This window comes from Erwinia sp. INIA01 (assembly GCF_025947915.1).
Taxonomy (GTDB): Bacteria; Pseudomonadota; Gammaproteobacteria; order Enterobacterales; family Enterobacteriaceae; genus Erwinia; species Erwinia coffeiphila.
In genome coordinates this window covers 408,476-424,984 of the sequence record NZ_JAPDNC010000003.1, presented here as the reverse complement: position 1 = coordinate 424,984, position 16,509 = coordinate 408,476, and the positions used below count along the sequence as shown (strand labels likewise).

The window sequence follows — 16,509 nt, the reverse complement described above, 5'->3', positions numbered from 1 at the left end:
GGTTTCCCGATACACTGCACTATGGACCGGATAAACACTGCTTATTCATGCACTATAATTCACCCGATCACAGCCATCTGAAATTGCGCTCAACGCGCTTTATCCGCCGCATGTTTGCCATGCGTCAGCTGGGTACATTTCTCTGTTTTAACCCGATCATCTCGGTGCTGCTGGAACTACAAAAAGGCAACGCCTTTTACGTTCTGCTGTTTATCAACGCCTTTGTCTGGCCCTGGGTGGCCTACCGCGTGGCGATGTCCTCCGCCGATCCGACCGCCAGCGAGCGGCGTAATCTGACCATCGATGCGGCCCTTGGCGGCTTCTGGGTGGCGATGATGGGTATCAGCCCAATGCCGTCGCTGATCATCATGGCCGTGCTGGCCTCGGATCGTTATGCCGTTGGCGGCTGGCTACAGCTGCAGTCGGCGATGCGGGCATTTTTACTGATCTTTATCCCGATGTGGATGCTGAACGGCATGCCGTGGCAGACCAGCTTTAGTACCCGTACAGTCTGGTTAACGCTGCCGCTGGCCGCTGGCTATATGTTCGTGCTTAGCGCCGTTTCATATAAGTTAACCCTGACGCTGCGGCGCAAAAATCGCGAACTTGAACGCATCTCACTGATGGACCCCAGCCTGGGCATCCCCAACCGCCGCCTGTTCGATCGCCGGCTGGAAAGTGAATATTTACGTACCCGGCGCGGTGAATGCCGTGCCTGGCTGCTGCTGCTTGATGTCGATAATTTCAAAACCGTGAACGACACCTTTGGTCACGAGGCGGGGGATTTCCTGCTGGCGGAAATTTCCGCCCTGCTGCGCAACGAGGCGGGTGAGCAGGATATTCCGGCACGCTTTGGCGGTGATGAGCTGGGGGTTATCGTCCACGATGCGGATGAAGTGGGCATACTCGCGCTGGCCGAAACCCTGCAACAAAAAATTACCCGGCTGCGGCTACCGGCCTCGGCGGATTTTCACTGTTCGATCAGCATCGGCATTGCCGCCGCCAGCGAGGCGGAGAGCCTGCAACAGTGGTTGAGCCGCGCCGACCTGGCCCTGTACAGCGTGAAGCGAGCGGGCAGAAACGGCGTTCAGCTGTGGCGACCCGCGCCGGAGAACCCGACGGCATAAAAAAAGGTCCGGCCCCCCCTTACAGAAGCCGGACCCGATATCCTTACGGATAAAACGTCATGGGATTTTTGCGACGCTCAGGAATCACCCCTCTTCCTTGAGCCATAATTTTTTGTACTTTATCGGGGGGATGCCGACTATCTGCTTAAAAACCCGATGGAAATTGGTCACGTTTTCAAAACCCACCTGCGTGGCAATCTGCGCGATACTGTCGTCCGAGCTGAGCAACAGCGATTGCGCTTCACCAATGCGGCGGCGAATCAGGTACTGCTTGGGTGAATATCCCGAATAGGCCTTAAGCTGTGGATCAGATAAAAACGGTTGATATTCAGATCGCGCGCAATCGACTGTAGCGTCAGTTCCTGATTGTAGTGCGCATCGATAAACGTTTTTATTCGCTTGCCTAATACCTTGTTTTCACTGGTCGGGTCCGCTGCGGATTCCTGCCAGACTTTTTTGCAGGAAAGCAGCAGCGCTTCCACCGCGCTGTTGATTATTGCCAGCGTCCTCTGCTCTTTGCGGCTCACCTGCAGCCAGAGCAGCTCAAAAATACACAGCAGCTCATTGTAACGATCGCCGCTGGGGAGCACGCCCGGCTGCTTGCGATCTTCCAGCTGGTTGAGTTTCAAACCGTCAATATGCAGCCCGTCCAGACCGCAGCAGTAGATCAGCGCATCTCCGCTGACGTGCGGGCGTTCTTCATGAGTGATCCCGGCATTAAAGATCAGGATATCTCCCTCTTTCACCAGATAATGGACCCCGTCAATGCTGTAATCACCGCTGCCGCGCGCCATAAACATGATTTCCAGGCGCTCATCATGCTTGTGCATCACGCGCGGAATACCGGATTCCTCGCCGCCGATCTTGCACACAAACAGCAGGCGTGGAAGGCGCCATGCATCGGTGCAGAGCCGATCGCTTTCACTCTCTTTCAAAAAAACCAGCATCGCTACCTCGCCAGGCGGAGTGGAGCTTCAGATATCATCTGCCGTGGTTGCCAGCGAAGTCCCAATCTTTTACTGATTGAGTCAGTATTACCGCCGGGCGGCCCGCAAACAATCACAATGGTTGTTTTAGTGATCAACATAAATACATGTAATAATTAAATAAAATTTTCCACACCGCCAATTTATCGCGAAAATTGCTTTTTTTAAGTCGCGGATAGCGAAAATCAGAGCGGCTTCGCAACCCGCCGCCTGTACTCTGCCGGAACGACAGGCTACCCGGCCTCCGCAATAATAGCGGCTGCCAGCCAGCGTACCGCCTGCTCCATTGCATCCCCGGTGAATCCCCCCAGACCGAGGATCAGCCCCGGACGACGGCTGGCATCAGCATACATATGCGAGATGGCCCGCACCGAAACGCCCGACGCCAGCGCCCGCCTGACGACCTGACGATCGTCCAGATCCTGCCGCAGCCACAGCAGCAGGTGCATCCCCTGATCGCCGGGTTGCACCGACGCCAGATCCGCCGGAATGAATCGCGCGATCGCCGCGATCAGTACGCTACGCTTTTCGGCATACACGCTACGAATGCGGCGAATGTGCCGATCCAGATGCCCCTCCCGCATAAAGTGGGCCAGCACGTACTGGTCAGCGTTTGGGGGATGGCGATCCATCAGCATTCGGGCTCCCCGCCAGGCGTCCACCATGCCTTCCGGCACGACGGCATAGCCCAGGCGCAGCGACGGAAACAGGATTTTGCTAAAAGTCCCCAGGTAGATAACCTGCTCCGGAGCCAGCCCCTGTAGGGCAGGAAAAGGATGGCCGCCGTAGCGCAGCTCGCTATCGTAATCATCCTCAACGATCCAGGCCCGGTGCTCTTTCGCCCAGTTAATCAACATGCTGCGGCGGGCCATAGACAGCGGCATGCCCAGCGGATACTGGTGCGAGGGCGTCACAAATACCGCACGGGCTTCCGCACAGCGTGCAATCCCTTCTGCGACATCCAGCCCGGCATCATCGACCGGCACTCTGACCATCTGCTGCTGACGACCATGGCACTCAAAAATAGAGGTAATGCCGGGATAAGCCGGGTCCTCAACCCAGGCTTTATCCTCCTCCTCCAGCAGGACCTGTGTCGCCAGATACAACCCCTGCTGAGTGCCGGAGGTAATAATGACCTGTCCGGCATGACAGCGTACCGAACGGGATTTTCTGACGTATTCGGCGATAGCCTCACGCAGTTCAGGTGCGCCAGCGGGCTCGCCATAGCCGGAAGGTGCACCGGGGCCTCGAGCCCGTATGCGATTGCCAATTCGCCGCCAGATATCGTCAGGCAGCGTGTCACCGGCAGGAACCGACACCGCAAACGGCACGGCCGGCATCGGTGAGATTTGCCCGGCGGCACGCGCGAAGCGCTGCGCTCTGGCAGAAAGCGGAGGGAGCGCCGAGTCCCGCTGCCGATCGGCAGGTGATTTATCCGGCAGGGTGAGATCGCTCGCTACCCGGGTGCCAGCCCCGCGCTCTGCCTGAAAAAATCCTTCAGCAATCAGCTGCTCATACGCAAGGGTCACCGTGCCCCGGGATAGCCCCAGTGCGGCGGCCAGTACGCGCGTGGAAGGCAGACGATCGCCCGCCTTAAGTTCCCCTCGCTGAATCGCCCTCTTCAACGCCCGAGCCAGCTGCTGGCTGAGCTGCCCCGACTGGCGATCTAACTCGCCAATAGAGGGAATTTCCACTACTGCTACGGTTCTGGACATGATTGTGGCCTGGTAATTTTGCGTGATACTGGCCCTTAATTGCAGGCCACTATTGGCGTAATTTAGCACGACCTTCTGCGGCAGGTCAGTAGCCAGCCACGCCCGTTCTCTTTCATGTTTACCAGGAGTGAACAATGTACCCTTCTTCTTTTTTCAGCGAAAAACGGCCTGAGGTTCTCCATAGTCTGATCGCGGAGTATCCGCTGGGGATGCTGGTCAGCGCTCAGCAACAACTTGAAGTACTGCATATCCCTTTTGAGTTTCAGCCGCGCGAGGGCGATATGGGGAGCCTGTATGCCCATATCGCCCGCGCCAATCCGCTGTGGCAAAGGGTGGCAGCGGATAGCGATGTGCTGGTGGTGTTTCGCGGCGCGGAGGGCTATATCTCCCCCAACTGGTATCCCTCAAAGCAGGAAACGCACCGTGAAGTCCCCACCTGGAACTATCAGGCGGTGCACGTCCGTGGACGCATCTCATTCCGTGACGATGAGGATTTTTTACGCCAGATGATTGCCAGCCTGACCCGGAAACAGGAGTCGGCGATGCCGCAGCCGTGGCAGCTTTCCGACGCGCCGGAAAATTTCCTCAGCGCCATGCTGAAAGCGGTCGTGGGAATTGAGATCCGCATCAGCGAAATTGACGGGGTGATGAAACTGGGGCAGAACAAGAAAACCACCGACCGGGAAGGTGCCGTAACGGCACTCTACGATCGCGGCCGGCAGGAGATTGCCGGAGCGATGCGGGCGGCGGGCAGGGAAAAACGCTAAACCGGCCCGCTGCGGGTCAATGCGGAGCGGCGGCGCAGAGCTACTCTGCTGGTGTCAGCAGCGCAAGCGCGATAAAGGCTTCAATATCTTCCGTTGCCTGCTGGCGTGCACTGGCGGAAGGTTCAACGATCAGCAGGTCGCTGTAGCCGTTGATCATCGCGCCCAGTTGGCGGGCTGTACGGAGCGGATCGGCGCTGCTGAACACGCCTTCCGCAATACCGGCGTTAATAATGCCGTCCAGCAGCAGCTGCCATTTATCCACCATCTGCCGGGCCAGCGCTGCCCAGGTTTCGTCGTGAATGGCCAGCTGCCACAGCGAACCGTAAAGCTGCCAGACCGCGTCCTGCACATCGGGCAGATAGGTTTGCATCAGCATCCGCAGCTGTTCCCTGGCGGGCTGACCGACGATCCTCGCTTTCAGATTATCCAAATCGGCCTGCAAAAATACGGTCAGCGCCTCCAGGCACAGCGCCTGCCAGTCACGAAAGTAGTGATAGATATGACTGCGGGAGAGGCCAAGATGCTCTGTCAGCTCGCGCGTGGTCACTTTTTCCACGCCTTTCTCAATAAACAATTCAATCGCGCCGCTCAGGATTCTGGCTCGTAGTTCTTCCGCAGTTTCTTTCATCTGTTATTCCGTGTGACCTCTGTATTTACTTAACGCAGTGAACCGGCCGCAAAACCCGCCGCAGAACCAGCGAAGTCAGCACCAGCAGCGCAGCGGCGCTGCCCAGCACGGCAAGGAAGGCGCGATCGAAAGCACCGTAGGCCAGGCCCGTCAGCTGAGCTGCACGCTCCGCCCCCATTCCGGCGGCAATGCGTAACGCTTCGTCAATGCTATCATAAGCCGCCTCCCCGCTGACCAGCCCTTCCGGCAGAACCAGCCCGTAACTGTAAACCGCCGTCATCATTCCCCCCAGCAGCGTCACGCCCAGCACGCCACCCAGTTCCCAGGAAACATCTTCAATCGCCGCCACCATCCCGGCTTTTTCTTCCGGGGTGTTGAGCATGATGGAGGTAGATGCAGCGGTAAACATCGCCCCCAGGCCGCATCCGGTTACAAACAGGGCCAGCATCTGCCATATCAACGCGCTGCTAAATAATCCCAGCAGGCAGATGATCCCCAGCGCGCTGAGCGTAAAGCTGAACATAATCACCGCCCGCTCACCGTAGCGCGGCAGCAGCACACCTGCCAACGGAGCCGCCAGTACCGACGCCACCGGCAGCGGCAACAGCATCAACGCGGACATCAGCGGCGACAGCCCCAGAACCAGTTGAAGGCGCTGGGTCAGTACCAGTTCCACGCCGGTCAGTGCAATCCCGGAAACGATAGCAATCATCACCCCACCGGAAAAGCCGCCATTACGAAACAGCGAAAAATCGATCATCGGCTGCGCAGCACGCTGCTGGCGACGAACGAACAGAGTCAGGAACAGTGCGCCGACGGCAGCAGAGGCCACAACAGAAAACAGCGATGCATTGATATTGCTCAGTTCTTTCAGAGCAAACACCGCACCAACCAGACCGAACATAATTTGTAGCGATCCCACCAGATCGAAAGGCCGCTGGCGATTGCCGCCGCTGTGTGGGATTAACCAACAGGCGAAAGGCAGCACCACCATGACCACCGGCACGTTGATCAAAAAGACCGATCCCCACCAGAAGTATTCCAGCAGCAGCCCGCCCAGAACCGGCCCCAGCGCCGCCGCACCGGACGCCACCGCGGCCCAAATGCCAATGGCCAGCGCCCGCTCGCGTTCATCGACAAATACATGGCGCACAATCGCCAGCGTGGCGGGCATCATCATGGCCGCGCCCACGGCCAGGAACACGCGGGAAGCAATCAGCAGCCCGGCGGTGGGTGAAAACGCCGCACACCAGGAAGCGAGGGCAAACAGCGGCAGGCCGGTGATAAACAGCCGTTTGTGGCCCAGGCGATCGCTGAGCATCCCTGCCCCCGGCAGCAGACCGGCCACCACCAGCGGATAGGCGTTGATAATCCATAATTTTTCCGCCGCCGTGCCGTTCAGCTCCTGCATGATGCGCGGCAGCGCGGTGTACAGCACCGTCATATCAATGACGATCAAAAATAGCGTACTGGTGACGATCGCCAGCACCAGCCAGCGGTTATTAACGTGCATTGGAAACCCTCTCTGAGCGGCGTTGGTCGTCAGTCCGCACGCCGCATTGCAATTTTGAGCGGTTGCTCAAGAGCGGGAAATTACTTGAGCAACCGCTCAAAATCAAGAGGAGTTTTTACGCCAGCGGCTAATGAGCCGGCTTTCAGACCGGATTCAGAATTGCCGTCACCTGGTCGGGGGTTAGCGATATGCCGAAGAAGTCATGATAAAAATCAAACACTTCCTTATTCATATCAACATCGGTAAAACGTGCAGGATAGAGCGTTTTCGCCAGCCACAGAATTTGCAGCGCGGCTTCGCTGGTTTCCCGGCACCACCAGAACATGCCCTGCGGGTTGGTATACACCCGATGCTGCTGCACCGCCGCCACGCCCTGCCAGGCCGGGGAGTGCATGATCTCTTCCGCATCGCGGTGATTCATCGCCACAATCACCTGCGGATTCGCGGCAACCACCTGCTCCAGCGACACTTCACCGTTGCTGTTTTTGCGCTGCCCGAACCACTGTTCCGCCACGTTGCGCGCCCCGGCCAAATCCATCCAGTCCTGATTAAGCGAAGGCCGACCGCTGCTGGTCAGCGGGCTGCCCATGCTGTGATACAGCGAGACACGTTCGCTCGGCGGCAAATCCTTCAGGCCTTCACGGATCAGCGCCACGTTGCGGTCGAAATACGTCTGGTAGCGCACATCCACCGCCACCGCATCCGGCCCCAGCGCCTGCGCGGTGCGGGTGACCCGTTCGCGCAGCGCAGTAATTGAGTTCGACTTAAGCATCAGCGTGTTAATGCCCGCCGCCGTCAGCGCTTCCGGCTGGGCCAGCCGCATGCTTTCAGGCACGATCAGCAGCTGGGCATCGAGCGCAATGATCTGTTCAGCGCTGATTTCGTGGCCGTTGTTGGCGCTGATAATCGGCACCTTTGCCAGTCCCGGATAGCTTTGCAGCAGCAGCGGGATACGCTTCGCGACCACCGAAGTGCCCACCAGATTCTGGCTGTAGCCGAGCATGGCAATCGTTGCCGTTTGCGCGGGCCAGGGCGTGGCTACGCGGATCGTGGTGTGCCCGGCTGGCTCCGCCGCAGCGACGGCGGCAGGCAGCAGTATGATGGCCAGCAGCCTGAGCGCCCGCCGTTGAAGTCGTGAAATCATCATTATCTGGCGCACCCGCAGGTGCGCCCCTCGGTTATCAGAAGTCAAACGTCACCGACGCGCGAACCTCGCGGGCGGTACCGGCAAAGGCGCTGGCGGAGCTGCCGCTGCCGTCGGTATCGCCAGGGAAGATGGAGGCCCAGTAGCGCTCATTAGTGACGTTATTCACCATCAGGCGCAGCGTAGCAGGAACATTGCCGATGCGGGTGCTGTAGCGCGTGCCCAGATCCAGCGTGGTATAGCTCCCGGCCCAGGTGCTGTTGGTGTTATTGGCGGCGCGCTTGCCGGTGTAGTGCAGATTCGCGCTGTAAACCAGTTCCGGCATGGAAGGCAGGTTGTACTCCACCAGCAGGTTAGATTGCACCTTCGGCACGCCCACCACCCGCTTGTTGCTGGTATCTTCAGAAACGGTATTTTTCAGTTTCGGATCGAGGAAGGTCACGCCGCTGTAAACGTTCAGCCCCTGCCACAGATTGCCGCTGGCGGTCAGCTCCAGCCCTTTATTCAGCTGGTCGCCCTGCTCTTTGTAAACCATATCGTCGGGGTCAACGTAGGCAAACGGACGCTTCAGGCGGAACAGCGCCGCCCCCAGGTTCATGCCGTTCACGTCGGCCTTCAGACCGATTTCATACTGCTCGCTGCGGTACGGATCGAGGGTAGTGCCTTCGTTTTTCACCCCCTGGCCGGTCGGTGCGGTGCCGCCCTGCTCCAGCGAGTCGGCGTAACTGATATAAGCCATCACCGACGGGGTGATTTTATACATCAGCGCCAGATTCGGGCTGAGTCCGTCTTCATTCACCTGGTCGGTTTTCGCCGCCTGGTTATTGTAGCTGCGGGTTTCCAGCCAGCTCTGGCTCAGGTAGGCCATCGCCGACCAGCGCGGGTTAAAGGTCAGCGTATCGCCGATAGTCACGCTCTGCTGGCTGGTCACGCTGGTGCGATAGCGCGCGCCGCTGTTGATGATCCGCCCGTCGCCCGGTTCCTGCATTGCCGACGGATCGTAGTAGTTGCTGGTGCCCAGGCTGTAGCGCTGGCTGCTGCCCTTCGCCGAGTAGATCGACCAGACGTAGCCGCTGGTGGCAAAGGCAAGATCGTGGCCGATGCTGCCGGTATCGACGTGACCGTTCAGCATCAACATATTGCTCAGCACGCGGAAGCGGCCTGCGGCGGCGGAGTCGGTCACCGAGCGGCTGATGGTTCCACTGTTGCTGGTTAAGGTGTTCGACACGGTACGCATCGCGCGGTCGGCCTGCTGATAGCCCACACCGGCGGTCATCGACCAGCTGTTATCGAAGTAGTGGATCAGATGACTGCTGATAGTATCGGTGGTCAGATCGTTACCGGTGGTCGGCAGCGTGTAATTCTTGTTATTCGGGTTCGGGGCTTTTGGCAGGTCGATGCCGGTGCCGTAGCTGAAGCCGCTGACGTAGCCTTTTTGCAGGAATTCATAGTGGCTGGCGTCCAGCTGTAATTGCGTACCCGGGCTGATATTCCAGTCCAGCGCCAGCGACACCAGCTTGCGCCGCAGAGTACTGTCATCGACGTTGCCTTCCCCCTCTTCATCCAGCAGATTCAGGCGATAGCCGAACTTATTCTCATCGTCAAAATGGCCGCCAAGGTCGATATGTCCGCTCCAGGCGTTGCGGCTCTGATAGCCCAGGGTCACGCGGCGCAGGGTCTGCTCCGTCGGGCGTTTGGCGACAAAGTTAAACTGCCCGGCCGGGCTGGCGGGGCCGTAAAGCGCACCGGTCAGGCTGTTCAGCACATCCAGCCGCTCCAGCATTTCCACCGGGAACGCGGTGGTGGAAACAATATTCAGGCCATCAAGACGGCTGTTGGACACCACGCTGCCCTGCATACCGCGGCTTTGCGGGCGGCCGACGTCCATCCCACCGCGCGCCTGCATCTGGGTGCTGGGTGAATACTTCAGCAGCTCGCTGACGCTTTTCGCCTGCTGGTTATCAATCATTTCATGAGTGACGGTGGTGGTGGAATATGGCGTTTCCAGCCGGTCTTTACTGCCCAGCGGACCCAGATCGGTCTCGGCGGTGGTGAAACCGGCTCCGGCCTTACTTTCATCGGTCAAATCGCGGGGGGCGCTGGCGGTGACGAGGATTTGCTGTTCTTTGCTGGGCTTTTCAGTACTGGCAGAGGACGCGGTTGATACCGAATTTTGGGCGGCGAAGCCCGGCAGCGCGACAAAAATCGCGCCGAGAAATATGTTTTTCATTAAGGAGTTAGCTGTCGTTATATAAAATACTATATTACGATCGATAGGGTGGTCATTTAGTGATCGCGATCACATTTTGATGCCCCGTCGTCTCAGAGATAAAGCGGATAAAAAAATGCCGCACGGGAGTGCGGCATCGAATGGCTCATTCAGTACCGCTTACTTTTGGCTGTCAGGCAGTGCGAAGGCAATCAGATAATCGCCCAGTTCCGCCGCGTGCGCAGCGCCACCCGCGGAAATCACCACGTACTGTTTGCCGGTCTGCGGCGACTTGTACACCAGCGGAGACGCAGTCGCGCCAACCGGCAGACGGTATTTCCAAATCTCCTCGCCGGTTTTGCTGTTGAAGGCGCGCATATAGTTATCCTGGGTGCCTGCAAAGAACACGACGCCACCGGCCGTAGCGGTCGGCCCGCCCAGCGTCGGCATGCCGATTGGCATCGGCAGATGGGTTTTCATCCCCAGCGGACCGGTGTCCTCAACGGTGCCGACCGGAACCTGCCACACCAGTTTCTTGGTATTCAGGTCAATCGCGCTCAGTGTACCGAACGGCGGGTTCTGGCAGGGAACGCCCAGCGACGACATAAAGAAGTCCGATTTCAGCCCGACATAAGGTTTGGCCAGCATTGAACGGATCGGCGAGCCTTTATAGGTTTTCGCCTGCTCTTCCGTCTTCAGCGCCATCACTTTGCCCATGCGGATGTCGTTAACGTACATCATACCGTTACGTTCATCGATGGAGATGCCGCCCCAGTTCATTCCGCCCAGCGTACCGGGGAACTGGATATAGTCGGATTCTGCCGACGGGGTATAGATGCCGTTATAGCGTGCGGACTTGAAGGTGATACGGCACTCAAGCTGGTCAAATGGCGTAATCCCCCACATTTCGCTTTCTTTCAGCGTCGACAGGCCCAGGCTTGGCATATTTGTCGAGAACGGCTGGGTCGGCGACATATGATCATCCTGCCCGGTCGGTGTGGTGGTTACCGGCAGTTCTTCCACTTTACTGGCCGGTTTGCCTGTCCGGCGGTCCAGCACGAAGATCTGGCCCATTTTGGTGGTCTGAATCAGTACGGGAACGCGTTCGCCTTCCTCATTCTTCATCTCGTACATCACCGGCTGCGACGGAACGTCATAATCCCAAACGTCGTGGTGGACGGTCTGGAAGATCCATTTCGTCTTACCGGTGGTGGCATCAACGGCGACCACGGCGGAAGAGAACTTCTCGGCCGACGGCGTGCGCTTACCGCCCCAATAGTCAGGCGGCCCCATACCGGTCGGCAGGTAAACCGTATTCAGGTCACGATCGTAGGTCGCAGGCGCCCAGACGTTTGGCGTGCCGCCGGTGTGATTCACCGCATCAGGTGCATCTTCCTCGGCATTCCACGACCAGACCAGCGCGCCGTTACGCACGTCATACGCACGCACGACACCCGAGGCGTCGTTATCCGAGTGATCGTGTATCCAGGTGCCAAACACGGTCAGGTGGCCCATGATCACCGGCGTACCGCTTGGGTGATAAGCCTGGCCGTTCTCGGTTGGGGTCATGCCTGCGCGCAGATCGACGGTGCCCGCATTGCCGAAGCCTGTGCACGCCTGGCCGGTTTGTGCATCCAGCGCCAGCATACGTGCATCAATGGTGGTGGCGATGATGCGACGGCGGCACTCGGCCGGTGCCTGCGCTTTCTCTTCGCTGGACAGCGACGTATCTTTGTCGAGATCGTAATAACCCACGCTGCGGCAGGTAACGTGCGAGGTGGCCGCGGCTTTGGGATCGACCTTCCAGATCGGCTTACCGGTATCGGCATCCACGGCGGCGACGACGTTCTGCGGCGTACAGGTATAGAGCACGTTGCCGATCTGCAGTGGGGTATTTTCGTCAACTCCGGCCACTTTACCTTCGAGAATACGGCCGGTGCGGTACGTCCATGCCACCTGCAGCTTATTCACATTTTCCGGGGTGATCTGATCGACGGCCGCAAAGCGGGTGCCGCTGGCATTGCGGGAAAGATGATCCCAGTCCTGATCTGCCTGCGCTTTATAGTCCCCTTCCAGCGGAGCGGGCTGGGTGGCAACCGCAGCGGGATTGTAGATCTTACCGTGTGGCACAAAGGCACCGGCCAGCACGCCGAGCAGGCAGACGAATACGCCCCAGCCGCTCAGGTGCGCCGCGCGTTTGCGCGAGCTGATTTCCTTCGCCAGCGCGGGGAATACCCACAGGCTGAGCATCAGGATAATTGCCGGAACCACCAGACGGGCCATCAGCGGCCAGTAAGCCACGCCGCCGACCTCAATTAAGGCCCAGATTGCCGTCGCCACGAAAATAACAATCGACAGCGTCAGTCCGGGGCGCTTTTTCAGCACCAATAAAACCAGCAGAAGCAGATAGGCAATACCGGCGATGATATAGTACAGAGACCCACCCAGCGCGGCGAGTTTCCATCCACCAATGAGAAAATAAATCCCGGTGACGGCGGTAAGCAATCCAAATACCAGAACCAGTATTGGGAAAAACTTATTCACGCGCCCCCCTGAATCACCTGTAGATGACATTAGAAGAATCCCTTTTTAATTATTAAAATAATAGAACCACTCTGACCGACACGAATGTGCCGGTCCGCAAGTGAAAGCCATAGATATGGTAAATAATCACCATAATTTCAAAGATACATTTCAAACCAGTGAGATGCACGAAAATATAGCCCTTACTAAATGCAGGAGAATATTTTACTGGATATATTTCACAGATAAAAATAAAGATAGCCATAGAGAAATACAGAGAGTAAATAACGTCCTGTTAGCAACACTCTCCGTTATTACTTCGCAAAAACCCGGTGAAACAGTAAATTAAAAATGAAATACCGAAACAGCACAGTTTGATCGAATATAAAACTGATAGTTTCTTTAAATAATTATCTGCCGTTATAGAAAACTTATGGAATTATATTAAACACCCTCAGAACGTCCGTATTACTCTCTGCATAATGTCGATTGGATTATTGGGATGCGTGGGGGATGCTGGTTTGTGTCTTCTGGTGGCTGCGCGGACGGGGGCGGCTGCTTTATATCGTCTGGTGCCTGGGTGGCTGCGCGGACGGGGGGTACTGCTTTGTATCGTTTGGTGCCTGAGTGGCTGCGCGGACGGGAGGCGCCCCGGCTGGCGGTCCTCGCGCCGCTTCGCGGTGCCTTCACTTTGTTCGTCAGCCGGTCGGACCGGCTCAGACGGCACATCCGTGTGCCGACCGAGCCTTGCGCCCGCGTCCTGCGGGCACATCCTGGCTTCCTCTCTCCGTTCAGCGCTGCGGATTGCCCGTCGTGGCCGCCCCCCGTCCGCGCCGTGACTTTTGAGCTGCCTTCAGATCAGAAAGCGTCTGTTTTGTGAAATCGTGTCTTCAGACCGAAATTGGTGTTGTACAGGCTGTGGAGCCATCCTGATGCCCTTTCTTCAGTCATCGTTATAAATTGCCCGTCGGAGCAACAACCCGTCCGCGCTGTGACTCATGAGCTGTCTTCAGATCGGACAACATCTGTGCCAGTCATCAAATGGAAATTGGCGTTGTGCAAGCGGCGGAGCCACGCTGATGCCCTTTCTTCATTCAGCGTTGTAGATTGCACGCCGTGGCGGCGGTTCGTCCGGGCTATAACTATTGAAACGTATTTAGAGCAGAACATATCCGCTAAATTCTCGTACTGAACCTCGTAACCCGAACTGTTTTCGAAGCAGCGATAACAATGGCCTGAGAGTGCACAGCCTATGTGGGAGATTTTGTACAATCCTTAGTTCCGGGGTGGGGTCAGCTGGTTTGTATCTTCTGGAGCCTTAGTGACTGCACGGACGGTTGAGACGCTTTTATAGAAGAACACCTCCGCCGAATTCCCTTATTGGACGCCATAGCCTGAACTTTTCGCTAAGCAGCGACAACAATACCATGAAGGTACACAGCCTCTGCCGGGGATACCGGGCAATCCGCAGCGCTGAGGTGGAAGCAGCTGGCCAGGAGACACCGACAGGACGTCGGTGTCAGGCGAAGTCGGGTCAGGGACGACACGTCTTCGGCGGTCCGACCGGCCGGGTGCTGTAACCGAAGGCATCACGCTTCGCGTGACGCGAGGACCGACCGGAAGCCCCGGCAGAGGCTGGGAACCGTGCACGATCTTACCGCAACTCCGGCAGAGGCTGGGAACATGGCACCGTTTTATCAGCGACTAGATTTATCGGGCCACCGACGCCTCCCCGACATCACATACCCGGCACAGGTGCAGGCCGTGACCCTTGAGTTGTCTGTGAGAGAAGAACATTTCTGTCGAATTCCCGTGCTGGACGCCATAGCCTGAACTTTTTGCTAAGCAGCGACAACAATGCCATGAAGGTGCACAGCCTCTGCCGGGGATACCGGGCAATCCGCAGCGCTGAGGTGGAAGCAGCTGGCCAGGAGACACCGACAGGACGTCGGTGTCAGGCGAAGTCGGGTCAGGGACGACACGTCTTCGGCGGTCCGACCGGCCGGGTGCTGTAACCGAAGGCATCACGCTTCGCGTGACGCGAGGACCGACCGGAAGCCCCGGCAGAGGCTGGGAACCCGGCGCGGTTTTATCAGCAACATCTGCAAAAATTGAGTACCCGGCGCAGTGTTATCCGCGCCCCGGCTGCACCCTCAAAAACGATCAAACCGATACGGCGCAGGATCGATCAGCGGCGCATCCCCACACACCAGATCCGCCGCCAGCTGCCCTGCCGCCGGTGAAGTGCCAAAACCGTGCCCGGAAAAACCAGTCGCCAGCGTCAGACCGGGCAGCTTCGCCACCGGGCCAATAACCGGATTGGAATCCGGCGTCACGTCGATGGTTCCGGCCCAGGCTTCGGCAATTTCAGCCTGCGAAAACACCGGCCACGCCGCCCTGAGATTGGTTAGCGCCTCCTGATTCAGCCCCGCATTCACCGGCGGGTCCATCGTCCGCACCTGCTCGAACGGCGTGCGCCTGCTGGACCGCCAGCGCCGCGCCAGCATCAGGTCGCGGACAAACGGCGTGCCGATTTTAATCCGCAGAAAATCCCGCTGCGCGCGAAGCTGCTGCAGATAGCGCGTTCCCAACAGAAAATGATCCAGCGTCAGCGAAGCGTCCAGCGCACCGCGCTGAGTAACAATAAAACCACCGTCGATATGCTTACGGAAGGAGAAATCCGGTGCACCCACGGCAATATCCGTCGGCCCATCCATCGGCTTCGTACGCAGTACCGAACACACCAGCGGCAGCACCGATAGCGAAATACCCAGATTGCCCAGCAAACGCCTTGACCAGATACCGCCAGCCAGCAGCACCTGCTCGCAGCGGATCTCACCTCGTTCGGTCACCACGCCGCTGACCCTGCCCGCTGTCGTACTCAGCGTACGCACCGCGCAGTGCTCAACAATAACCGCCCCTTTGGCCATCGCCGCGCGGGCAATAGCGCTGGAGGCCAGCGTCGGCTCCGCCCGCCCGTCGGAGGGGGTGAAAATCCCTCCGGTCCACTGGCTGCTGCCGCCAGGCACCCGGGCGGCGATCTGCTGCGCGCTCAGCAGATGGGAATCCAGATGCAGAGAACTGACCGATTTCAACCAGCCTTCGTACATCGCCATCTGTGCCTCCGTGCGGGCAGCAAACATAATGCCTGCCTGACGATAGCCGACATCACTGCCGACCCGCGCAGGCATCTCCGCCCACAGCCGATCGGCGGCCTGCGCCAGCGGAATATCCTCGGCCAGACGGCTGGTTTTCCGCACCCAGCCGAGGTTACGGGAAGACTGCTCGCCAGCTATGCGGCCTTTTTCCAGTACCACCACCGGAATATTTCGTTCCGCCAACGTCAGCGCCGCCGTCAGGCCAACTATGCCACCGCCAATAATTACCACCGTGGTTTGCGGCGGGAAGTTCGCGGACGTTTGTACCGGCGTTATCGCAGGAGCCATCGCCATCACCTTCTTATGCTGAGTGAATTACTGAGAAACGTTAAGCTTTTCAACGCTGGCCGTAGAGGCTCCACGGTAAGCAGTAACCTCCAGCTCCACTTTGTACACCGTGGAACCCAGCGGCGGGCAGGTAGCCGTTAAGGCAGGGTCGATGCCTCGGAATTTCTCGCCGACGATGGCCATCACCGTATGGATATCGGCAGGGTCCTGAATAAAGAGGCGTGAACAAATCACGTCGGCCAGCGTGGCATCTACCGCCGCCAGCGCCTGCTCAACATTGGCAAACACCTGCTGCGTCTGTTCGGCAATGTCCTCGGGGATCTCTTTGGTCTGCGGGTTGCGCCCGGCGGTATTGGAAACGTAGATCCAGTTATCGACCGCCACCACGCGCGAGTAGCTGGCTTTTTCTTCGAAGATCGATCCGGTTTTTACTTTGATGATTCTGGTCATG

The 16,509-nt window shown here is 58.2% G+C and carries 12 protein-coding genes; 2 read left to right on the top strand and 10 right to left on the bottom strand.

Annotated features, from left to right (window positions below; all coding sequences use genetic code 11):
• Positions 1 to 47: 47 nt before the first annotated feature.
• Positions 48 to 1,127 (top strand): sensor domain-containing diguanylate cyclase, encoded by a 1,080-nt coding sequence (locus tag OMR58_RS07440; RefSeq protein ID WP_200560968.1) that lies wholly within the window; start codon positions 48 to 50, stop codon positions 1,125 to 1,127.
• Positions 1,128 to 1,211: 84 nt separating this feature from the next.
• Here OMR58_RS07440 and OMR58_RS26045 read toward each other — a convergent pair whose 3' ends face one another.
• The 3 genes from OMR58_RS26045 to pdxR form a co-directional block, all read right to left on the bottom strand.
• Positions 1,212 to 1,376, bottom strand: a complete 165-nt coding sequence (locus OMR58_RS26045; RefSeq protein ID WP_444861304.1) for a helix-turn-helix domain-containing protein — start codon at positions 1,374 to 1,376, stop codon at positions 1,212 to 1,214.
• 11 nt (positions 1,377 to 1,387) lie between these two features.
• Positions 1,388 to 2,074, bottom strand: coding sequence for an AraC family ligand binding domain-containing protein (locus tag OMR58_RS07435; RefSeq protein WP_264545604.1), 687 nt, complete (start codon positions 2,072 to 2,074; stop codon positions 1,388 to 1,390).
• Between the two features lie 272 nt (positions 2,075 to 2,346).
• Positions 2,347 to 3,828 carry a MocR-like pyridoxine biosynthesis transcription factor PdxR gene (gene pdxR, locus OMR58_RS07430; RefSeq protein WP_264545603.1) on the bottom strand — a complete coding sequence of 494 codons (1,482 nt, stop codon included), beginning with the start codon at positions 3,826 to 3,828 and terminating at the stop codon, positions 2,347 to 2,349.
• A gap of 134 nt (positions 3,829 to 3,962) precedes the next feature.
• On the opposite strand from pdxR, the gene OMR58_RS07425 reads away from it, so the two are divergent.
• On the top strand, positions 3,963 to 4,595 hold the full coding sequence (locus OMR58_RS07425; protein WP_264545602.1) for an FMN-binding negative transcriptional regulator: 633 nt from the start codon (positions 3,963 to 3,965) through the stop codon (positions 4,593 to 4,595).
• Between the two features lie 40 nt (positions 4,596 to 4,635).
• On the opposite strand, the gene OMR58_RS07420 is transcribed toward OMR58_RS07425, so the two are convergent.
• The 7 genes from OMR58_RS07420 to OMR58_RS07390 all read right to left on the bottom strand — a co-directional run bounded on the left by OMR58_RS07420 (position 4,636) and on the right by OMR58_RS07390 (position 16,508).
• On the bottom strand, positions 4,636 to 5,223 hold the full coding sequence (locus OMR58_RS07420; protein ID WP_105594123.1) for a TetR/AcrR family transcriptional regulator: 588 nt from the start codon (positions 5,221 to 5,223) through the stop codon (positions 4,636 to 4,638).
• 25 nt (positions 5,224 to 5,248) lie between these two features.
• Positions 5,249 to 6,736 carry an MFS transporter gene (locus OMR58_RS07415; RefSeq protein ID WP_264545601.1) on the bottom strand — a complete coding sequence of 496 codons (1,488 nt, stop codon included), beginning with the start codon at positions 6,734 to 6,736 and terminating at the stop codon, positions 5,249 to 5,251.
• A 142-nt stretch (positions 6,737 to 6,878) separates the two neighbouring features.
• A complete protein-coding gene (locus OMR58_RS07410) occupies positions 6,879 to 7,880 on the bottom strand; it encodes an ABC transporter substrate-binding protein (RefSeq protein ID WP_444861303.1) in 1,002 nt (333 codons plus the stop codon).
• A gap of 37 nt (positions 7,881 to 7,917) precedes the next feature.
• Positions 7,918 to 10,110, bottom strand: coding sequence for a TonB-dependent siderophore receptor (locus OMR58_RS07405; RefSeq protein WP_264545599.1), 2,193 nt, complete (start codon positions 10,108 to 10,110; stop codon positions 7,918 to 7,920).
• Positions 10,111 to 10,269: 159 nt separating this feature from the next.
• Positions 10,270 to 12,663, bottom strand: a complete 2,394-nt coding sequence (locus tag OMR58_RS07400) for a membrane-bound PQQ-dependent dehydrogenase, glucose/quinate/shikimate family (protein ID WP_264545598.1) — start codon at positions 12,661 to 12,663, stop codon at positions 10,270 to 10,272.
• Positions 12,664 to 14,765: 2,102 nt separating this feature from the next.
• Entirely contained in the window at positions 14,766 to 16,058 is a 1,293-nt protein-coding gene (locus tag OMR58_RS07395; protein WP_264545597.1) for an NAD(P)/FAD-dependent oxidoreductase, read from the bottom strand.
• 27 nt (positions 16,059 to 16,085) lie between these two features.
• Positions 16,086 to 16,508, bottom strand: coding sequence for a RidA family protein (locus OMR58_RS07390; protein ID WP_105594129.1), 423 nt, complete (start codon positions 16,506 to 16,508; stop codon positions 16,086 to 16,088).
• Position 16,509: the final 1 nt, after the last annotated feature.

Excerpts from the sequence above, each read along its gene's own strand:
- OMR58_RS07440 (WP_200560968.1), top strand. The coding sequence starts at position 48 with ATGCACTATAATTCACCCGATCACAGCCATCTGAAATTGCGCTCAACG.
- OMR58_RS07435 (WP_264545604.1), bottom strand. The coding sequence starts at position 2,074 with ATGCTGGTTTTTTTGAAAGAGAGTGAAAGCGATCGGCTCTGCACCGAT.
- pdxR (WP_264545603.1), bottom strand. The coding sequence starts at position 3,828 with ATGTCCAGAACCGTAGCAGTAGTGGAAATTCCCTCTATTGGCGAGTTA.
- OMR58_RS07425 (WP_264545602.1), top strand. The coding sequence starts at position 3,963 with ATGTACCCTTCTTCTTTTTTCAGCGAAAAACGGCCTGAGGTTCTCCAT.
- OMR58_RS07420 (WP_105594123.1), bottom strand. The coding sequence starts at position 5,223 with ATGAAAGAAACTGCGGAAGAACTACGAGCCAGAATCCTGAGCGGCGCG.
- OMR58_RS07415 (WP_264545601.1), bottom strand. The coding sequence starts at position 6,736 with ATGCACGTTAATAACCGCTGGCTGGTGCTGGCGATCGTCACCAGTACG.
- OMR58_RS07410 (WP_444861303.1), bottom strand. The coding sequence starts at position 7,880 with ATGATTTCACGACTTCAACGGCGGGCGCTCAGGCTGCTGGCCATCATA.
- OMR58_RS07405 (WP_264545599.1), bottom strand. The coding sequence starts at position 10,110 with ATGAAAAACATATTTCTCGGCGCGATTTTTGTCGCGCTGCCGGGCTTC.
- OMR58_RS07400 (WP_264545598.1), bottom strand. The coding sequence starts at position 12,663 with ATGTCATCTACAGGTGATTCAGGGGGGCGCGTGAATAAGTTTTTCCCA.
- OMR58_RS07395 (WP_264545597.1), bottom strand. The coding sequence starts at position 16,058 with ATGGCTCCTGCGATAACGCCGGTACAAACGTCCGCGAACTTCCCGCCG.
- OMR58_RS07390 (WP_105594129.1), bottom strand. The coding sequence starts at position 16,508 with ATGACCAGAATCATCAAAGTAAAAACCGGATCGATCTTCGAAGAAAAA.